The sequence below is a fragment of the Hymenobacter yonginensis genome (assembly GCF_027625995.1).
In the GTDB taxonomy this organism is placed as follows: domain Bacteria; phylum Bacteroidota; class Bacteroidia; order Cytophagales; family Hymenobacteraceae; genus Hymenobacter; species Hymenobacter yonginensis.
This window is the reverse complement of record NZ_CP115396.1, coordinates 1,799,788-1,817,054: the sequence shown is the minus strand read 5'-3', so window position 1 is coordinate 1,817,054 and position 17,267 is coordinate 1,799,788. Positions and strand designations below refer to the sequence as shown.

The window sequence follows — 17,267 nt, the reverse complement described above, 5'->3', positions numbered from 1 at the left end:
AAAAATCAACCCCCTAACGCCGGCACCGGCTGCCGTATTTCCTTCGGCTTGTGCCGGTAGAACCACAGAATCAGAATTGGCAGCAACGTCAGCTCGGCCACCACGCCGAACAGCAGCGTCAGCCCAATCAAAAGCCCCACGTAGAACGTGCCGTCAAACGACGAAAAGATCAGCGTGGAGAAGCCGCCCACCAAAATAAGAGAGGTGACGATGACGGCTTTGCCGGCCATCAGGTAGGTTTTGCGCACGGCTTTGAACAGGCTGGGCTCCTGCAGCAGCACCAGTTTCAGCTTCGAGATGAAGTGGATGGTATCATCCACGGCAATACCGAAGGCAATGGTGAAGATGATGCTGGTGCTGACCTTCATGCTCACGCCGGCCGCGCCCATCACGCCGGCCACAATCAGGATGGGCACTAGGTTGGGGATGAGCACCACCACCGTCATGCGTACCGAGCGGAACAGCAGCAGCACAATCAGCGTCACCATCACAATGTCGATGCTCATGCCCGTAATCATGTTGAGCGTGAGGTTTTCGTTGTTTTTGTCGATGAGATTGGCCGAGCCGGTGAGGCGGGTTTGCAGCACGGTGCTGTCCACGGACGTGCGCAGGAAGCGGCGCAGGCCGGCGTTCAGCTGGTCGGCCCGGATGCTGCCCACGTCGGGCATGCGGCCGGTGAGGCGGCCCTCGGAGCCGTCGGGCAGGGCCAGGGCCCGAAACTCGGGCTTCTTGCGAAACAGCTTTACCTTGCGCAGCAGCCGCTGCAGCTCGGCCTCCGAGTCGGGCAGGCGGTATTCGTCCAGCAGGCCGCCGTTCAGGGCTTTGCGCACCGATTTGATGAGCGTGACGGGCGAGGCCACGAAGTTCAGGCCGTAGTCCCGCTGCAGGTAGTTTTCAATCTGCTCGGTCTGGCGCAGCACCTGCAGGTCGTAAATCGTGCGGCCGGGGCCGGGCTTGAGGTCCAGCTCGAAGGGCCGCACGCCGGCAAACTGCCGCTCGAAAAACCGGAAATCCAGCTTCACCGGGTCGTTTTTCGACAAATCATCGAGCAACGCCGAGTTGATGCGGATGCGCGAGGCCGAGGCCACCGACAGCCCCAGCACCACGGCGCTGATGGCCACCACCCAGTGCCGGCGGGCCAGCACCGTGCGGAACATCCGGCCCAGCACGCCGTCCCAGCTGTGGCCTTCCTGGCGCGGAATGCGCAGCTGGGGCTTGCGCAGCAGTACCAGCATGGCCGGCAGCAGCGTGAAGCTGAGGGCAAACGTGAGCAGCACGGCAATGCCCGTAAACAGCCCGAAGTTGTAGATGGGCCGGATGGTGCTGGTCATCAAGGTGAAAAACCCGATGCTGGTGGTCAGGGCCGACAGTCCCGAGCCGAAGCCCGATTCCTTGAGGGCAATCAGCAGCGAATCCCGCTTGCTGGCCCCGTAGCCCAGCTCCGTGACGTAGCGCGTGATGATGTGGATGGTATCGGACATGCCCACCACGAACAGCATCACCGGCAGCAGCGCCGTCATCAAGTCAATGCTCACCCCGAAGGCCGACATCACGCCCAGCCCCCACAGAATGGCCCCCAGCACCACCACCAGCGGCAGCACCACGCCCCACCACGTCCGGAACGTGAGCCACAGCAGCCCCGTCACCAGCAGCACCGAGAGGCTCATGAACACCAGCAGCTCCATCTGCAGCCGGTCCACAAACACCGACTGGGCCACCATCTTGCCGGCTAGGTGGTACTCGTTTTCGGGGATGCCCTGGCGCTGCAGCTCCGTGCGCACGGCCGCCAGCAGCGAGTCGCCGGGCGGCTTGCTGAGGTTGGGCGAGGTCTGGAACAGGATGGTCACGGCCCGCGCATCCCGCGAAATCAGGTTGCCCACCAGCCCCGGCGTGCGGTACACCAGCGCCGAGTCCTGGGCGCGCCGTTCGGGCTCCTGGGGGTGCAGGTAGGGCACGTTGAACACGCCCAGCCCTTCCACCACCGGGTTGCTGGCCGTGGTCGGCGACGAGACCTGCGTGACGTGCCGCCGCGCCCGGATAAAGCGCGTGAGCGAATCGACCTTGGTCAGGAACCGGGACTCGAACACCGTCTGGCCGGCCGGGGCTTCCAGGCCCAGTAGCACATAGTCGTTGTCGTTGCCGAAGCGGCCGGCGTACTGCTCGTAGTAGTCCAGGTCCGGGTCGCCGGCGGGGTAGAAGTCGTTGAAATTGTAGTTGAAGCGCAGCTGGGCCACGAAGAACACGGCCAGGGCCGTGAGGAGCCCGAGGGCCAGCAGCGTGAGGTGCGCAAGTTTGCGAAGGGGCATAGAAACCAGTACTGCGCCGCCGGGGCCGCGCGCATCGTTGAACGGAAAAAGGCCGCGGGGCAGCCCGCGCAAAGGTAGGGCCGCCCCGGCGCGGGTTTCTGCCGAATCCGCGCTACTTTAGGGCAACCAGAAGCCAACCCCGGCTTTCGGGCTTTTGTTTCCTCGTTTTCCAAGTCTTCGCCCATGAAAAACGCCCTGCTCGCCCTCTGCCTGTTCGCCTTCGCCGGCACCGCCACTGCTCACGAAGGCGACAAAGCCGCCGCCAAAGGCAAGAAGAAAGAAGCCTGCTCCACCGAAATGGCCGCCAAGTGCGCCAAAACCGGTGCCACCGCCGGCACGCCCTCGTGCTGCATGAAGAAAGGCACCAAAACCGCCGCCGTAACGCCGGCCCCAGCTGTGAAGTCGCTGTAAATAGCTTCCGGCAGTTGTCATTATACTGCCGCTTCGATGTAGAGACGCAATATTTTGCGTCTCTTCGTTGCTGACGTTGCTCAAGACAGTCTACACGTATCGTTCAACGAGGAGACGCAAAATATTGCGTCTCTACATCGTTCAAGCTGTTGCCTAATAATGTAATAAGCCCCCTCTCGTAGCTGACTGCGTGAGGGGGTTTATATTGATAACATATTGATGGGGATGAAATTGCCGACTGTATTTTGGGTGTTTGTAATTCTGCTGCTCACCGCCGCCGGGCAAGCTCATGCGCAGGCTACGTACAACCGCTGGGAGGCGCGCCCGGTAGCCATGCCCCAGACTAAGTTCACGAAAGCGCAGCAGGATTCTATCCGCCGGACCGGCTACTGGCAAAAGAATCCGTCGCTCAAACGCGGCATCGGTCCACGGATACGCAACCGACAGTTACTGCCCGAGGATCAGCCGTATTTCGATTTCGTGGGGCGCTCCGTCCGGTATCCCGCGGCGGCGCTGCGAGCTCAGACGGAAGGGGAAGTCTGGATGCAGTTGGCGGTTGACGCCACCGGCCGGGTAGTTAAGGTCACGTTGCTTACAACAACCATTGCACCAGGAGCCGGCGGAGAAGCTGAGATAGTACAGCAGACGCGTGAAATTCTGCAGCATCTGCGCTTTGAACCGGCCGCGGCGGCCACTTAGGAGGAAGCAAGAATTTCATTTGGAATTCGGTAGCTGATGGCCACAATCATACTGGAAACATTCATCAACGCCCCGGCGGCCCGCTGTTTTCAGTTGGCGCTAAGCATGGATTTGCACACAATTTCGGCCCGTCAAACCCAAGAGGAAATCATCGATGGCGTCCGTCGCGGCGTGCTGCAGCTCGGCGACTCCGTCACGTTCCGGGCGCGGCATTTTGGCGTGTGGCAGACGCTGACGAGCAAAGTCACAGCGTTTGAGGCTCCAAGGTATTTCTGCGACGAAATGCAGCGGGGCGCTTTTAAACGTATGCGCCATGAGCACCACTTTCAGGTGCAGGATGCCGGCACCCTGATGCGGGACGTGTTCGAATTTGCCTCCCCGCTGGGCTGGCTGGGCCGGGCGGTGGATGCGCTGGTGCTGAAACGCTACCTCCGGAAATTCCTGGTGGAGCGGGCGCGCGTGGTCAGGCATTACGCCGAAAGCGGTCAGTGGCGCGAAGTGCTGCCGCCGCAGTAACGGCCGGCGGCGGCGCCTCCCGAAACATCCCCCAAAGCCCAACGGTTGCAGAAGCGTCGGCCGCCCCACGCCGGCATCTATCCGCTGCCGTATGCCCGAAAACGCCCCTTTATCCCCCGCCGACATTGACCGCATCATCGAAATGGGATGGGAGGACCGCACGCCGTTCGAGGCCATTGAAACCCAATTTGGCCTGGCCGAAAAGGACGTCATTACCCTGATGCGCCGCGAAATGAAGGCGTCCTCGTTCCGGATGTGGCGGGCCCGCATGAGCGGCCGCGCCACCAAGCACCGCGCCCTCCGCTCCGACGACGTGGACGGCTTCAAAAGCAACCAGCAGCGCAGCATCACCCACAACAAAATCAGCAAGCGGTAGACGCGCCGCGTTTTCCCCGAAAGCCATCCGGCCAGAAAAGCCGCCCGAACCGGGAGGCTTTTTCTATTTTTGGCGGCTTGTCCGCTTCGGCGCACGCTAAAGCTTACGCTACCATCCGCTCCATGAACCAGTACCACACCCTGCTCCAACACATCCTCGACCACGGCACCCAGAAAACCGACCGCACCGGCACCGGCACGCTCTCGGTGTTCGGCTACCAGATGCGGTTTGATTTGCAGCAGGGCTTTCCGCTGGTGACCACCAAGAAGGTGCACCTGAAAAGCATCATCCATGAGCTGCTGTGGTTTCTGCGCGGCGACACCAGCAACCAGTCGCTGGAAGACGTGGGCGTGACCATCTGGCGGGAGTGGGCCGATGAGAACGGCGACCTAGGCCCCATCTACGGCAAGCAGTGGCGCAGCTGGGCCGCGCCCGACGGCCAGAGCATCGACCAGATCAGCCAGATGGTGCACCTGCTCCGCACCCAGCCCGATTCGCGCCGCATGGTGGTATCGGCTTGGAACGTGGCCGAGCTGCCGCTGATGCGCCTGACGCCCTGCCACGCCCTGTTTCAGTTCTACGTGGCCAACGGCCGCCTCAGCTGCCAGCTTTACCAGCGCTCCGCCGACGTGTTCCTGGGCGTGCCCTTCAACATTGCCAGCTACGCCTTGCTCACGCTCATGATGGCTCAGGTAACCGGCCTGGAGCCCGGCGAGTTCATCTGGACCGGCGGCGATACCCACCTCTACAGCAACCACCTGGAGCAGGCCCGCCTGCAGCTCACCCGGGAGCCCCGCCCGCTGCCCACTATGCGCCTGAACCCGGCCGTGCAGGACATCTTCGCCTTCCAGTACGACGACTTCACTCTGGAAAACTACGACCCCTGGCCCGCCATCAAGGCCCCGGTGGCCGTCTAGCATCCTGGGGTTGCTAGTGTGTATGGATGTCACTGGCTCTGCGGCAAATAGCCTGCTTAATAATTGGAGCTGCTTTGTTTAGAAAAGTTCCATCAGGCAGGTTTTTTTAGCTCAATCTGAGAATCTTTAAATCTAAAAACAGGAACTGGGTCGTAAGTACCGGCATGATGGCTACGCTACTTCCTATTAATCACACCCCGCCGATGAGTCTGCCCGCTGCGGGCCTGTCGCGGCAGCACCGGGCCTGGGTGGCGCTGTATTCACTGCAAACGAGCTTTTTGAGCCGCCGGGACGTGCTGGCGCAGAACAACGTAACGGAGGCCGACCTGGCTGCGCATACGCCGGGTTGGTTGCGGCTGCAGGAAAGGATTGCATTGCGGCGCCGGTAAGGGAATTTTCAATACGGGAAATAGGATAATTGGCATCTGGCCACCAAATCCGGCGGCCAAATGGGTTGCGTATCTGAGGTATGCTATATCTCTCTACACTACCCCTTTACGCCATGACCCTGCCCGGTCGCCAGACCCCGCCAGCTCCTGCGCTTAGCCGCCGCCACCGCGCCTGGATTGCGCTGTACGTGCTCGACAGCACTCATTGTGACCGGCGTGAGGTGTTGCGCCAGAACGATGTTACGGAAGCTGATTTGCAGGAATTCTTCGACAGCTGGTTTCAATTACGAGGCCGTGTAGCCGAGGCGGCAGCATAAGCCATGAACGACGTTACGAATAAGGTACTTTTGCTTTTGTATTAAAGTGTGATTATTTTAATATTACATAGTGCGCTATAGGTAAAATACTTTGGCATAGCGGAGAGCCATTGAAGCAACGAAACAGCAGTGAATTTCTGCTGAAAGCATGGCAACGCAGACAAGGAACAGCAAGGCGCTACAAACGCTCCGCCTCCTGTAGCCGCCGCAGCAGCGGGTGTGCCGTCGAGTCGAATAAGTGGCCATGAATTGCCTGCACGGGCCGGATGCCAGCTATGTTGGCCGTAAATACCGCTTCCGCCCGCAATAGCTCCTCAGGCTGATATATTCCTTCCTGCCAGGAAACCCCCAACGAAGCGGCTGCCCCCCGCAAGTGGGCCAACCGGGTCCCGGCTACGCCCCCGGCGGCTTCGGCCGGCACGTAGAGGCTGCCGGCCCGGATCCAGCCAATGCAAGCCGCCACCGTTTCGGCCACGTAGCCCTCATGTGAGAGCAGAATCACCTCATCCAGTCCGCGCCGCTCCCGCTCCTGCGCCGCTAATATGTACGTGAGGGCATTGGGGCCCTTGCAGAACGACACCGGCGAGGCGTGCGTGCGCACGGTTTCCGCGAAGTTGCACTGCTGAATGGGTGTTTCCAGGGCCGTGAAGGGCTGGGTAGTCAACAGCCAGTCGGTTTGCGGGGTAGTGGGGGCGTAGAGGCCGCCGCCGCTGCGCCAGAGCTGCAGCCGGATGCGCTGCAGCTCTGGCGCAGTAGCGGCCAGCTGCCGCACGGTGGCGGTAAGGGTAGCGCCGGTGGCCAGGGTGGCGGGCAACTGCAGGCCCAGGGCGGCGGCTGCCCGCTGCATGCGCGCCAGGTGGTGGGGGAGGTAGCGCAGGCCCGCTGGTTCCCATACCAGCGTTTCGAAGAATCCGTCGTTGAAGTACAGGCCCCGGTTGGGCAGCGGCAAGCGCACCACGTCGGCCGGCAGTAACTCGCCGTTATAAAGCACCATCATGCTCGCAAAGAAAGCAGCCCCGGCCGGAACACGCGGGTCAAGCCGGTTTCGGTTGGCGCTGCTTGCACCCACTCATTGGTCATCGAGCTGCCCCATTCAGCGTGTCTGCTGGGCCTTTGGCTCCCGCTTGATGAAAAAAACGGATTTATTTCCTGATTGGTAATGCGCTGAAAACTTGCGCTTCCGGCAGAAAAAGTAGGTTTTCCGGCACAAGGTTCCCCGTGGAACATTTTGGTGTTCCACGATTTTTAGCTACTGTTTTTAAGCTCTACAACAGCCCAAACCGTTTGCCCGGCAGGGCCTTCAGCACGCTCCGGAATTCCAGCCCCAGTAGCAACGACGCCACCTGGTGCACCGGCTGCTGGGCCTTCCAGGCCAGCGTATCGAGATGTTCCTCGCGGCCTGGAGCGGCTTGTAGCACCAGTAGAAGTTGAAACTCCTCTGCCGTGAAATCGATTGGGTCGTAGGTGGTGGGGCTTTTGGGCTTGCCGGTGAAGTGCAGGGCCAGGTCCCAGTTAAGCAGCTGCTCGATGTCGGCGGGCTCGGTGTAGAGGGCGGCGCGGTTGGTTTTGATCAGGTCGTGGCAGCCTTCGGAAGCGGGGGAGCCCAGCGAGCCCGGCACGGCTAGCACGTCCCGGTCGTAGCCCAGGGCCAAGTCGGCGGTGATGAGGGCGCCGCCTTTTCTGGCGGCTTCCACTACTACGGTGCCGTCGGAGAGGCCGGCAATAATTCTATTCCTCGACGGGAAGTTGTACTTGTCGGGCTGGGTGCCGAAGGGAAATTCGGTGAGCAGGCCGCCCTGGGTGAGCATCTTTTCGGCGGTTTTGCGGTGCACGGCCGGGTAGAGCACGTCCAGACCGGTGGCCATCACGCCCACCGTTTCCAGCCCTTCCTGCAGGGCAGCCCGGTGGGCGGCAATGTCGATGCCGTATGCCAGTCCGCTGACGATGAGCGGTTTGTGCGGGGTTATGCCTTTGATGAGCCGCTCGGTTTGCTCGCGGCCGTAGTCGGTGGCCTGGCGGGTGCCTACCAGGGCTAGGGTTTTGGGCTGGTTGAGGTCGGCGGTGCCCTGGTAGTAGAGTAGGGCGGGGACGTCGGGAATCTGCTTGAGGCGGGCCGGAAACTGCTTGCTGGTGTAGAACAGCAGCTGCACGCCGTCCTTCTCCGCCCGGCGCAGACTGGCTTCGGCCTGCCGCAACGCGTTGCCGCGCTCCGCCCCGGTCAGAATAGCCGCCGTAGCCGGCCCCACGCCCGGAATCTTCAGCAGCTTGCCCGGCGGCAGGTGCAGCACGTTCCGGGCCGAGCCCCCGTAGCTCATCAGCTGCCGCGTCAGCTGCGGCCCGATGTTGGGGAAAAGCGTTAAGGCGACTTCGTGGAGGAGGGTATCGTCGGTAGGAATAAGCATCGGTACGGAAGCCAGAACCAAGAAATCAGACAATTACAATGATGAGTAGTGAATCAGCGTTGCTATTGGTGTTTATTGCCAGGTAATTACCTGAAAGTCAGTGAGAAGACGACATGGTTGGTTTTGCGAGTCAAAGCCTACATACGTAGCGTAACTGCCGTCACCCCAGCCTGTTTCGAAAGCCGCTAGCGTGTCACTTTGCGCCGCGTACAGGAAGCCTGTTCGGTATGCTTTGTTGTCGGGGGGCAATTCAAAGCTTTTGACAAACAAATGCTCGTACGCTGCTTCAGTTGTCAGTTGTTTACCAAGTGGCTCAATGTGTTCAGCATCAATAAATAGTGCGGTGCCAGCGTCTACGGAGAAACCGTAATAAGAGGAGTCGCGGATAGCAAGGGACTTCTGCCCCGGAATAAGGGCCAGTTCCCATTTTTTCACAGGCTGGGTTGAAAATAGGATGCGCGCAAAGGCTACTCGTCTATCCCCGTTGAATCGAGCAATAGCCAGTTCTACCGGAAAGCGGCCATGCGGAAACTCCGTTGTGAAAGCCGTAGTGCGCATTGCCACCGGATCAGTGGCAACGATGCGACCAGAAGGCACGGGTAGGTTGCCTAAAAAATCAGTTGTGAAGGCAATGCTAATGCTGTCTTGCTGAATCTTCGCCCCCGGAAAAAAGCTGGTTTCAAATACGGCGGGTTCGGCCGTAACCTGATAGGGAGCAAGCAGGATAGCTTTTTTACTGGGCTTGATTATGCCGCTTGGCATAGAAGTACAAAAGTTTGCAGCCAAGCCACCCACTGCAAGCAATAAGTAATAAGCACGCATGAATAGTAATATCCAGAATGAATAATTGACCCCTGACTACATAATAACTACCCCTGCTGCGCCTTCCCAATAGCATCCAGTTCCTTCTTCATGGTCACCATGAACTTGCGGATTTTCTCCAGGCTCTGGATGACGTCGATTTTTTCCTTGAGCTGGGGGCCTTTCTGCTTGAGCATGTCGCGGGCGCCGGGGATGGTGTAGCCACGCTCCTTCACCAGGTGGTAAATCGTGCGGAAAACGTCCACGTCCTGGGGCGTGTAGAGGCGGTTGCCCTTCTTGCTTTTGCGCGGCCGCAGCTCCTCAAACTCCGTCTCCCAGAACCGAATCAGCGACGGGGCCACATTGAACTGGGCCGCCACCTCGCCGATGGTGAAGTACTGCTTCTCGATTTCGCGGTCTTTGTAGGGCATAAGGCGGGCAGTAGCGCGAAGCCTTTGCCTCGCGTGTATCTGGAACGGGAAAAGCAGCGGCAGAGTAGACAATACGCGAAGCAAAGGCTTCGCGCTACTGCCCGGGTTTCGCTTTCCACATCAGGTCGGCTACCTTTGCCGGCGGCGCAATTCCTGTTGATTGCGAAAAGTAGCCAAAATACCGGCTGCGGCCAATTTTACGAACCCTACGCGTCGCGGAGCCTGCCTCCGCGCTACTCTTATGTCACTCCCTACCGCCTCCCACGTCCGCCAGCAGTTCCTGGACTTCTTCGCCTCCAAAGGCCACCACATCGTGCCCTCGGCCCCCATTGTGGTGAAGGACGACCCCACGCTGCTGTTCATCAACTCGGGCATGGCCCCGTTCAAGGATTACTTCCTGGGCAATAAGCCCGCGCCCTTCAAGCGCATTGCCGACACCCAGAAGTGCCTGCGCGTGAGCGGCAAGCACAACGACCTGGAAGAGGTAGGCTACGACACCTACCACCACACCATGTTCGAGATGCTCGGCAACTGGTCGTTTGGGGATTATTTCAAGAAAGACGCCATTGCCTGGGCCTGGGAGCTGCTCACCGACGTGTACAAGCTGGAAAAGGACCGTCTCTACGTGACCTACTTCGAGGGCGACAAGGCCGATGGCACCGCCGCCGACACCGAAACCCAGGACCTCTGGCGCCAGTACACCACCGACGACCGGATTCTGCCCGGCAACAAGAAGGACAACTTCTGGGAGATGGGCGACACCGGCCCCTGCGGCCCCTGCACCGAAATCCACATCGACCTGCGCTCCGAGGAGGAGCGGGCCCAGAAGCCCGGCCGCGAGCTGGTAAACGCCGACCACCCGCAGGTGGTGGAAATCTGGAACAACGTGTTCATGGAGTTCCAGCGCCTGGCCGATAAGAGCCTCATCAAGCTGCCCGAGCAGAGCGTGGACACCGGCATGGGCTTCGAGCGCCTGATGATGGCCGTGTCGGGCGTGAAGTCCAACTACGACACCGACGTATTCCAGCCGCTGATCAAGTTCATTGCCGGCGAGGTAGGCCTTGAGTACCACGGCACCGCCCCGGCCACCGTGAACGACCAGCCGGCCACCGAGAACGAGAAAACGGACATTGCCATCCGCGTCATTGCCGACCACATCCGCACCATCAGCTTCGCCATTGCCGATGGGCAGCTGCCGAGCAACGTGAAGGCCGGCTACGTGATTCGGCGGATTCTGCGCCGGGCCGTGCGCTACGCGTTTTCGTCGCTGGGCCAGAAGCAGCCCTTCCTCTACAAGATTGTGCCCGTGCTGGCCGACCAGATGGCTGGCATCTTCCCCGAGCTCAAGCAGCAGCAGCAGTTTGTGCAGCGCGTGGTAGAGGAAGAGGAAATTGCCTTCCTCAAAACCCTCGAAAACGGTCTGCGCCGCCTGGAAACCCTGGAAGAAGGCTTCCGCCAGAACGGTAGCCGTATCGACGGTAAAACCGCCTTCGAGCTGTCCGATACCTTCGGCTTCCCGCTCGACCTCACCGCCCTCATTGCCCGCGAAAAGGGCTTGAGCGTGGACGAGGAAGGCTTCAAGAAAGAGCTGGAGCAGCAGAAAAGCCGCAGCCGCAACGCCCAGGAAACCGAGCAAAGCGACTGGACCGTGGTGCGCGAATCAGAAGAGCAGCCCGCCTTTGTGGGCTACGACCAGGAGCAGGCCCCGGCCCGCATCCTGCGCTACCGCCGCACCGACCGCAAAGGCAAAACCGAGTACCAGGTGGTGCTCGACCAGACGCCGTTCTACGCCGAGTCGGGCGGGCAGATTGGCGACACCGGCTACCTGGAGTCGCCGCTGAGCAAGGTGCGCGTGCTCGACACGAAGAAGGAAAACGACCTCATCGTGCACACCGTGCTCGAGCTGCCCCAGGACCTCGACGCCGAGTTCACGGCCCGCTACGACCACGCTCGCCGCGCCCAGATTCAGCGCAACCACACCGCCACCCACCTGCTGCAGGCCGCTTTGCGTGAGGTAGTGGGCAGCCACGTGGCGCAGAAAGGCTCCCTCGTGAACGAGAAGCTGCTGCGCTTCGACTTCTCGCACTTCACCAAAGTCACCGACGACCAGTTGCGCCAGGTGGAAACGCTGGTCAACGCCCGCATCCGCCAGCAGATTCCGCTGGATGAGCGCCGCAACGTGCCCATCAACGACGCCAAAGCCCTCGGGGCCACGGCTTTGTTTGGGGAGAAGTACGGCGAGTTCGTGCGCGTCATCACCTTCGACCGGGAGTTTTCGGTGGAACTGTGCGGCGGCACCCACGTGCGCACCACCGGCGATATTGGCTTCTTCAAAATCACGAGTGAAAGCGCCGTGGGCGCGGGCGTGCGCCGCATCGAGGCCGTGACGGCCGAGGCCGCCGAAGCTTTCGTGAACCAGCAGCTGGACTTGCTGGCCCAGGTTCGCGAGGCCCTCGGCAACCCCCAGCACCTGATTCCCGGCATCGAGAAGCAGACCGAGGAAATTGCCACCCTGCGCAAGCAGATCGAAAACTTCGCCCAGCAGAGCATCAACCAGCAGAAAGACCAGTTGGTGGGCCAGGTGAAGGCCCTGCACGGCGTAAACTTCCTCGCTGCCCAGGTGCAGGCTACCTCCGCCGACGGCCTCAAAACCCTGGCCTTCAACCTGCGCCAGGCCGTGCCTAACCTCGTAGCCGTCCTCGGCGCCGAAATCGACGGTAAGCCCCAGTTGGCGGTGATGCTCGACGACGAGCTGGCCAAAGGCGGCAAGCTCAACGCCAGCACCCTGGTGCGCGAGCTGGCCAAGGAAATCCAGGGCGGCGGCGGCGGCCAGCCGTTCTTCGCCACGGCCGGCGGCAAAAATGCCGCCGGGCTCCCGGCCGCCATCGGCAAAGCCGAAGGCCTGATTGGTGGCCTGCTGGCTTAGAATCATCTCCCGCAAGGAAACGAAAAGCCCCGTCAGTGATACTGACGGGGCTTTTTATGTCGATAGGAAGCTACACGCCTACCGCAGTGCTGCGGCGCTCCAGCAGCAGCGTATCGCGCCAGTGGCCGTGCTGCTGCCCGATTCGCTCGCGCCGGCCTACCACCCGGAAGCCGGCGGCTTCGTGCAGCCGGACGCTGGCTTCGTTTTCGGGGAAGATGCCGGCCTGCAGCGTCCACATGTTGTGGGCTTCTGACTCGGCCACCAGCGCCGCCAGCAACTGCCGGCCCACGCCCTGGCCGCGGGCCTCGGCGGCCACGTACACGCTCACCTCGCCCACGCCCCCGTACACGCACCGCCCCGATACCGGTGACAAAGCCGCCCAGCCTAGTACCTGACCGGTTTCGCTCAGGGCCACCAGGCGGCTGTGGGGCAGGTGGCCCCGGTCCCAGTCGTCCCAGGTGGGGGCTTCGGTGGCGAAGGTAGCCTGGCCGGTGGCAATGCCGGCCTCGTAGATGGCCCGGGCTTCGGGCCAGTGAGCAGCGGTGAAGGCTTGAAGTAGCATGGCCTGAAAATACAGATTCTTTCGCGGCTCCTGATTGATGGCCTGAGTCTAATCTGAAGCCAGAAAGCCCCCGGGCAGCCAACTGTTGGCCGCCCGGGGGCTTTGCATCAAACCTTGCCAGCGAATCAGAAACAGTAACTAGCGCACCAGCGGGCTGGCCCAGTCGAGGATGCCGCCGGCCAGGTTGTGCACCTGCCCGAAGCCGGCCGCGCTGAGCTGGGCCGCAGCTTTGGCCGAGCGTGCGCCGCTGCGGCAGTACACGTAGGTGGGGCGGTTGGGGTTGAGCGTGGCTACGCGCCGGGCAAAATCGAGGCCCGTTACGTCAATGTTGAGGGCCCCGGGCAGATGGCCGGCACCGAATTCGTCGGGGCGACGCACATCAACGAGCACCGTGCCGGCTTGGCGGACGCCGGCCGCAAATTGGTCTGCGGGCAGGTCCCGGTAGGCAACAGTAGCCGATGACTTCAGGATGTCGGACATAATAAAACAGGAAAAAAGGATGAAAGAAGAATGCAGGAAAACCAGCTGCGGAGGGCTGTGCTTGCGCATAGACCACTAGGCAGAATGGAAGAAAGACAGACACCAGCAAAAGCCGCCCGGGAAAACCGGACAGCTCCCCATAACAAAGCTGTCTGTGAAAAAAGCAATGCTGCTCCAGCCCAGGCAGTAGCAGCCAGCCAACAACATTGCAGAAAGCGCAAACCGGCAGCCGGCTAACAGCCGACACCAGGGCCGTGTATAACTACCGGCAGCTGGTGGGCCGGTAGAATGTGAAAGAAATTAGAGTAAATATATGAACATATTTTCATGTATTTAAGTTGCCGCTTCCAGTGTTTTTCCATTCCGGAGCATGGGCAAGGGGTAGCAGAGGCTTTTTCCGGCATCGTGGCGCCTGAAAGCCGCAAACAGCTTCGGCAAAAAAATACCCGACCCGGGTTGCCGGGTCGGGTACGGGAGCCGCGTTAAGCCGCGGTAGGCTAGGGCAGCGTGAACGAGAGGTCAGCGCTGATGAGGTTGGCGGTCAGGCCGGTGCTCTGGCGGTAGTAGGCGTAGCGAATGTCGAGGGCCTTGAACTTGGCCACCCGGCCACCGAAGGGCGTTTTGAAACGGCCGATGCCGTACACCGGCGAGTAGCGCAGCCCCAGGCCCACTTTGTTGGCCGAGAAATTGGCCAGGTCGTAGTCGGAGGTGTAGTACTCGTCGGCGATGGAGTGGGAAAGGTAGGGCGCGAAGTAGTCGGCGGCGGTTTGGGTGTGGTAGCGGTAGAACGGATACAGCACGAAGAAGGGCGTCACCTTCAGGGGCGTTTCCAGCTCAAACGTGTGGGCCGTGATGCCGAAGTTGTCGTTGTAGAAGCGGTAGTAGCCGCGCACCTGCAGCAGGTCGGTGGCATAGTAGTTCAGGCGCAAACCCACCGGGTATTTCAGGCGCTGGCGGGGCAGCAGCTCGGTTTTGGCGGCTCCGTAGCCGCCGCCGGTTTCGCGGAAGTACACCCGATGAAACGGCGTGCTTAGCAGCCCGCGCTGGGCCACCAGCTCGGTGCTGACGGCCAGCTGCAGGCGCTGGTTCAGCACCTGCGAGTACACGACGTTGAGGTTGTAGCTCTGGCGCGTATCGGAGCCGTTTTCGCGGCGGCCGTTGGTGCGCAGCTCCACGGGCAGAATCAGGGTGGCGCGGTCGAAGAAGGCCTGGGCCGCTACGCTCAGCTCGCGGTTGCCATCGGCCGAGGCCTTGGCCCAGGAGCCCGTGATGTTGAACGAGAGGTAGTCGTATTCCTTGGACACGCCGGCGCCCAGCCCCACGATGGTGCGCTTGTCGGCCAAAGCCCGGGAGTAGCCGAAATCGGCGTGGAAGCGGGTGTCGCTCGACGAGGGCGACGAGTTTACTTGGTCGATCCGGTCGGTGGAGGCGGAGGAGTAGTAGTCCAGGCCCAGGTTGGCGGATAGCCGCGTGGCCGAGTCCAGCGGCACGTTCAGGATGATGGTGGGCGTGAGGTCGGTGAGCTGCTGCGTGCCGATGCCGCCTTCCACGGCGCCGCGGTTGCCATCCTGCGAGTAGTAGCTGGTGAGGATGTTGAGCTCGGTTTCACCGTGGTTGCTGGGGTTGGGCGGGCTGGGCGCGGTGGTGTTGGGCGTGCCGTAGCCATCTACGCGGTTGGGCGTAGGCGTGGCCTGGGCCCAGGCCAGCGCGGGCAGCAGCGCCAGCAGCAGGGCCGCGGCGCAGCGTGGCACAAAGGGAGAAGAAGTGTGGTGCATGTAGAGGGGCTTAATCAGGGAGGAAGGAGCAGTCAGGCGTGAGCAGCTGCGCGACTTGGCGCACGGCGCATGGCTCGTGGAATCAGTTGCAGCCGCAGCCGCCGCCGACTTTGCCGCCGTTGGCCCCGCCGGCGCCTTCGCGGTAGCTCTCGAAGTTGGTTTCGTACACCTCAATGCGCTTGTTGGCCAGCTTCATGTCTTCGTCGTTGAGGTACACTTTCTGGTAGGCCGCCACCGATACGCAGCTGCTCAGGCCGCTGCCGCCGGCCAGCAGCAGGCCGCCCAGCGCCAGCCGGGCAAAGTTGGGGAGAGTCATAGGGTTGGTCATGGGGTTGGGGCGGCCATTTTGGCGGGCTGCGTGGAGTAGTAGTTCAGGGCCATGCCCTTGGATGCCAGGGTGCGGCCGTCGTTGGTGATGAGCGTGCAGTCCACGCCTTTGAGCTTGTTGATGAAGGCCAGGCCGGCCTCGGGGCCTTTCACGAACACCACTTCGTCGAGGCCATCGGCCAGCTCCACATCGGGGCAGATGATGGTGACTGAGCGCAGGCCGGTGGCCGGATAGCCGGTTTTGGGGTCGATGATGTGGCCGTAGTACTGGCCTTTCACCGTGAAATACTGCTCGTAGTTGCCGGCCGTCACCACGGCCACGTCGGTCACCGTCAACCATGACGACACCGACTGCGGGTAGGCCGGGTCGCCGATGGCAATGCGCCACAGCGAGCCGTCGGCCTGCCGCCCCCAGCACGACACGTCGCCGGAGCCGTTGATGAGGCCGCCCCGGATGCCCATCTGCCGCATCAGGGCCTGGGCGCGGCGCACTCCGTAGCCCTGCAGGATGCCGGCCAGGTTCAAACGCATGCCCTTGTCCTGCAGCATCACGGAGTGTGTGGCCGGGTCGAGCAGCACCTTGCGGTAGTCGATGCGGCGCACCGAGGCTTTCACCACTTCCGGAGCCGGCAAAGCGGCGTGCTCCTGCTTGTCGAATTTGTAGATCTTCTCGCCGCCGGCGAAGGTGATATCAAACGCCCCGTCGCTGAGGGCCGAGAGCTTGAGCGTGCGCTGAATCAGGTCGTACACTTCCTGGTCGACCACCACCGGCCGCAGCCCCGCCGCGCGGTTGATCTGCGTAATCTGCGAGGTGGAATCCCAGTAGGAGCACAGCCGGTCGATGCGCTGCCCTTCCCGGATGCCGGCCCGCACCGCCCGCCACGCCAGCGAGTCGTCGTCGGAGACGGCCGTGAACGTGAAGTGCGAGCCCATCAGGTGGGCCGAGCGGGTGAAGTTGCGCGTTTTAGCCGGCGCGCCGGTACCCGGAGCCTTCCCCACCGTCGGTTGCGCGCCCGCCGAGTAGGAGCCGGCCAGCAGGCTGCCGAAAGTGAACAGCAACGGCGCTTTCCGCGAAAGGAAAGCGCCGGACCATGTGAGAAGAGTGCGCACCGGAGTTATTTTTTAGCCAGCAGTTGCGAGAGGTAGGCGTCGTAGGCCGTAGCGCCGCCGGGGCGGTAGCCGGTTTTGGCCAGCACTTTGCCTTCGGGGGAGAGCAGCACTACCAGCGGAAACGCGCCTTCCTTGTTGAGCTGGGCCGCAGCCTGCTCGTTGATTTTGGTTTGGGTGGCGGGCAGCTTGTTTTTCTTGCTGCGCGGGAAGTCGAAGCGGGCCAGCACGAACCGGTCTTTGGCAAATTGCTCGAACTCCGGCTTATCGAACACTTCCTGCTTGAGCATGATGCAGGGCTTGCACCAGTCGGAACCCGAAAAAACGGCTAGTACGGGCTTATTGGTGGCTTTGGCCTGCTGCATGGCGGCCGTCAGATCGGTGTTCCAGGAGGCGGGAGCCGTCTGGGCCTGAGCCTGGGCACCAACGGTAGTCAGCAGAGCGGAGAAGCAAAAGGCAAGAAAGCGCATGAGCAGAAACAGGTCAGGTGAGAGGTTAAAATCAAATTAAAACATAAACCGTGCT

At 61.6% G+C, this 17,267-nt stretch carries 19 protein-coding genes; 8 read left to right on the top strand and 11 right to left on the bottom strand.

The window, feature by feature from the left end; translation table 11 throughout:
• Positions 1 to 5: 5 nt before the first annotated feature.
• Positions 6 to 2,306 (bottom strand): efflux RND transporter permease subunit, encoded by a 2,301-nt coding sequence (locus O9Z63_RS07950; RefSeq protein WP_270128762.1) that lies wholly within the window; start codon positions 2,304 to 2,306, stop codon positions 6 to 8.
• A gap of 183 nt (positions 2,307 to 2,489) precedes the next feature.
• Between O9Z63_RS07950 and O9Z63_RS07945 the strand changes: the two genes are divergently transcribed.
• From O9Z63_RS07945 to O9Z63_RS07915, 7 genes are all read left to right on the top strand, one after another.
• Positions 2,490 to 2,717: a hypothetical protein gene (locus tag O9Z63_RS07945; RefSeq protein WP_270128761.1), complete on the top strand. Its 228-nt coding sequence runs from the start codon at positions 2,490 to 2,492 to the stop codon at positions 2,715 to 2,717.
• A gap of 225 nt (positions 2,718 to 2,942) precedes the next feature.
• Positions 2,943 to 3,416, top strand: coding sequence for an energy transducer TonB (locus O9Z63_RS07940; protein WP_270128760.1), 474 nt, complete (start codon positions 2,943 to 2,945; stop codon positions 3,414 to 3,416).
• Positions 3,417 to 3,452: 36 nt separating this feature from the next.
• Positions 3,453 to 3,932: an SRPBCC family protein gene (locus O9Z63_RS07935; protein WP_270128759.1), complete on the top strand. Its 480-nt coding sequence runs from the start codon at positions 3,453 to 3,455 to the stop codon at positions 3,930 to 3,932.
• A gap of 91 nt (positions 3,933 to 4,023) precedes the next feature.
• Entirely contained in the window at positions 4,024 to 4,308 is a 285-nt protein-coding gene (locus O9Z63_RS07930) for a TIGR03643 family protein (RefSeq protein ID WP_270128758.1), read from the top strand.
• 122 nt (positions 4,309 to 4,430) lie between these two features.
• Complete coding sequence (locus O9Z63_RS07925; protein WP_270128757.1) at positions 4,431 to 5,225, top strand: thymidylate synthase; 795 nt, start codon at positions 4,431 to 4,433, stop codon at positions 5,223 to 5,225.
• A gap of 203 nt (positions 5,226 to 5,428) precedes the next feature.
• On the top strand, positions 5,429 to 5,614 hold the full coding sequence (locus O9Z63_RS07920; RefSeq protein WP_270128756.1) for a hypothetical protein: 186 nt from the start codon (positions 5,429 to 5,431) through the stop codon (positions 5,612 to 5,614).
• Positions 5,615 to 5,727: 113 nt separating this feature from the next.
• The gene (locus tag O9Z63_RS07915) at positions 5,728 to 5,931 is read left to right on the top strand and encodes a hypothetical protein (protein WP_270128755.1); all 204 of its coding nucleotides are present in this window, start codon (positions 5,728 to 5,730) and stop codon (positions 5,929 to 5,931) included.
• 178 nt (positions 5,932 to 6,109) lie between these two features.
• Here O9Z63_RS07915 and O9Z63_RS07910 read toward each other — a convergent pair whose 3' ends face one another.
• The 4 genes from O9Z63_RS07910 to O9Z63_RS07895 form a co-directional block, all read right to left on the bottom strand.
• Positions 6,110 to 6,928, bottom strand: a complete 819-nt coding sequence (locus O9Z63_RS07910; protein WP_270128754.1) for an aminotransferase class IV — start codon at positions 6,926 to 6,928, stop codon at positions 6,110 to 6,112.
• 268 nt (positions 6,929 to 7,196) lie between these two features.
• Positions 7,197 to 8,333 carry a DNA-processing protein DprA gene (gene dprA / locus O9Z63_RS07905; protein WP_270128753.1) on the bottom strand — a complete coding sequence of 379 codons (1,137 nt, stop codon included), beginning with the start codon at positions 8,331 to 8,333 and terminating at the stop codon, positions 7,197 to 7,199.
• Positions 8,334 to 8,405: 72 nt separating this feature from the next.
• The gene (locus O9Z63_RS07900) at positions 8,406 to 9,155 is read right to left on the bottom strand and encodes a DUF4241 domain-containing protein (protein ID WP_270128752.1); all 750 of its coding nucleotides are present in this window, start codon (positions 9,153 to 9,155) and stop codon (positions 8,406 to 8,408) included.
• Between the two features lie 47 nt (positions 9,156 to 9,202).
• On the bottom strand, positions 9,203 to 9,565 hold the full coding sequence (locus O9Z63_RS07895; RefSeq protein WP_270128751.1) for a MerR family transcriptional regulator: 363 nt from the start codon (positions 9,563 to 9,565) through the stop codon (positions 9,203 to 9,205).
• A 241-nt stretch (positions 9,566 to 9,806) separates the two neighbouring features.
• On the opposite strand from O9Z63_RS07895, the gene alaS reads away from it, so the two are divergent.
• On the top strand, positions 9,807 to 12,491 hold the full coding sequence (alaS, locus tag O9Z63_RS07890; protein ID WP_270128750.1) for an alanine--tRNA ligase: 2,685 nt from the start codon (positions 9,807 to 9,809) through the stop codon (positions 12,489 to 12,491).
• 70 nt (positions 12,492 to 12,561) lie between these two features.
• On the opposite strand, the gene O9Z63_RS07885 is transcribed toward alaS, so the two are convergent.
• From O9Z63_RS07885 to O9Z63_RS07860, 6 genes are all read right to left on the bottom strand, one after another.
• Complete coding sequence (locus tag O9Z63_RS07885) at positions 12,562 to 13,053, bottom strand: GNAT family N-acetyltransferase (protein WP_270128749.1); 492 nt, start codon at positions 13,051 to 13,053, stop codon at positions 12,562 to 12,564.
• A gap of 138 nt (positions 13,054 to 13,191) precedes the next feature.
• Complete coding sequence (locus O9Z63_RS07880; protein ID WP_270128748.1) at positions 13,192 to 13,533, bottom strand: rhodanese-like domain-containing protein; 342 nt, start codon at positions 13,531 to 13,533, stop codon at positions 13,192 to 13,194.
• A 497-nt stretch (positions 13,534 to 14,030) separates the two neighbouring features.
• Positions 14,031 to 15,308 carry a DUF3570 domain-containing protein gene (locus O9Z63_RS07875; RefSeq protein WP_270128747.1) on the bottom strand — a complete coding sequence of 426 codons (1,278 nt, stop codon included), beginning with the start codon at positions 15,306 to 15,308 and terminating at the stop codon, positions 14,031 to 14,033.
• A gap of 82 nt (positions 15,309 to 15,390) precedes the next feature.
• Positions 15,391 to 15,624, bottom strand: a complete 234-nt coding sequence (locus O9Z63_RS07870; protein ID WP_270128746.1) for a DUF4266 domain-containing protein — start codon at positions 15,622 to 15,624, stop codon at positions 15,391 to 15,393.
• Between the two features lie 8 nt (positions 15,625 to 15,632).
• Positions 15,633 to 16,694, bottom strand: coding sequence for an FAD:protein FMN transferase (locus tag O9Z63_RS07865; RefSeq protein WP_270128745.1), 1,062 nt, complete (start codon positions 16,692 to 16,694; stop codon positions 15,633 to 15,635).
• 56 nt (positions 16,695 to 16,750) lie between these two features.
• Complete coding sequence (locus O9Z63_RS07860) at positions 16,751 to 17,212, bottom strand: thioredoxin family protein (protein WP_270128744.1); 462 nt, start codon at positions 17,210 to 17,212, stop codon at positions 16,751 to 16,753.
• Positions 17,213 to 17,267: the final 55 nt, after the last annotated feature.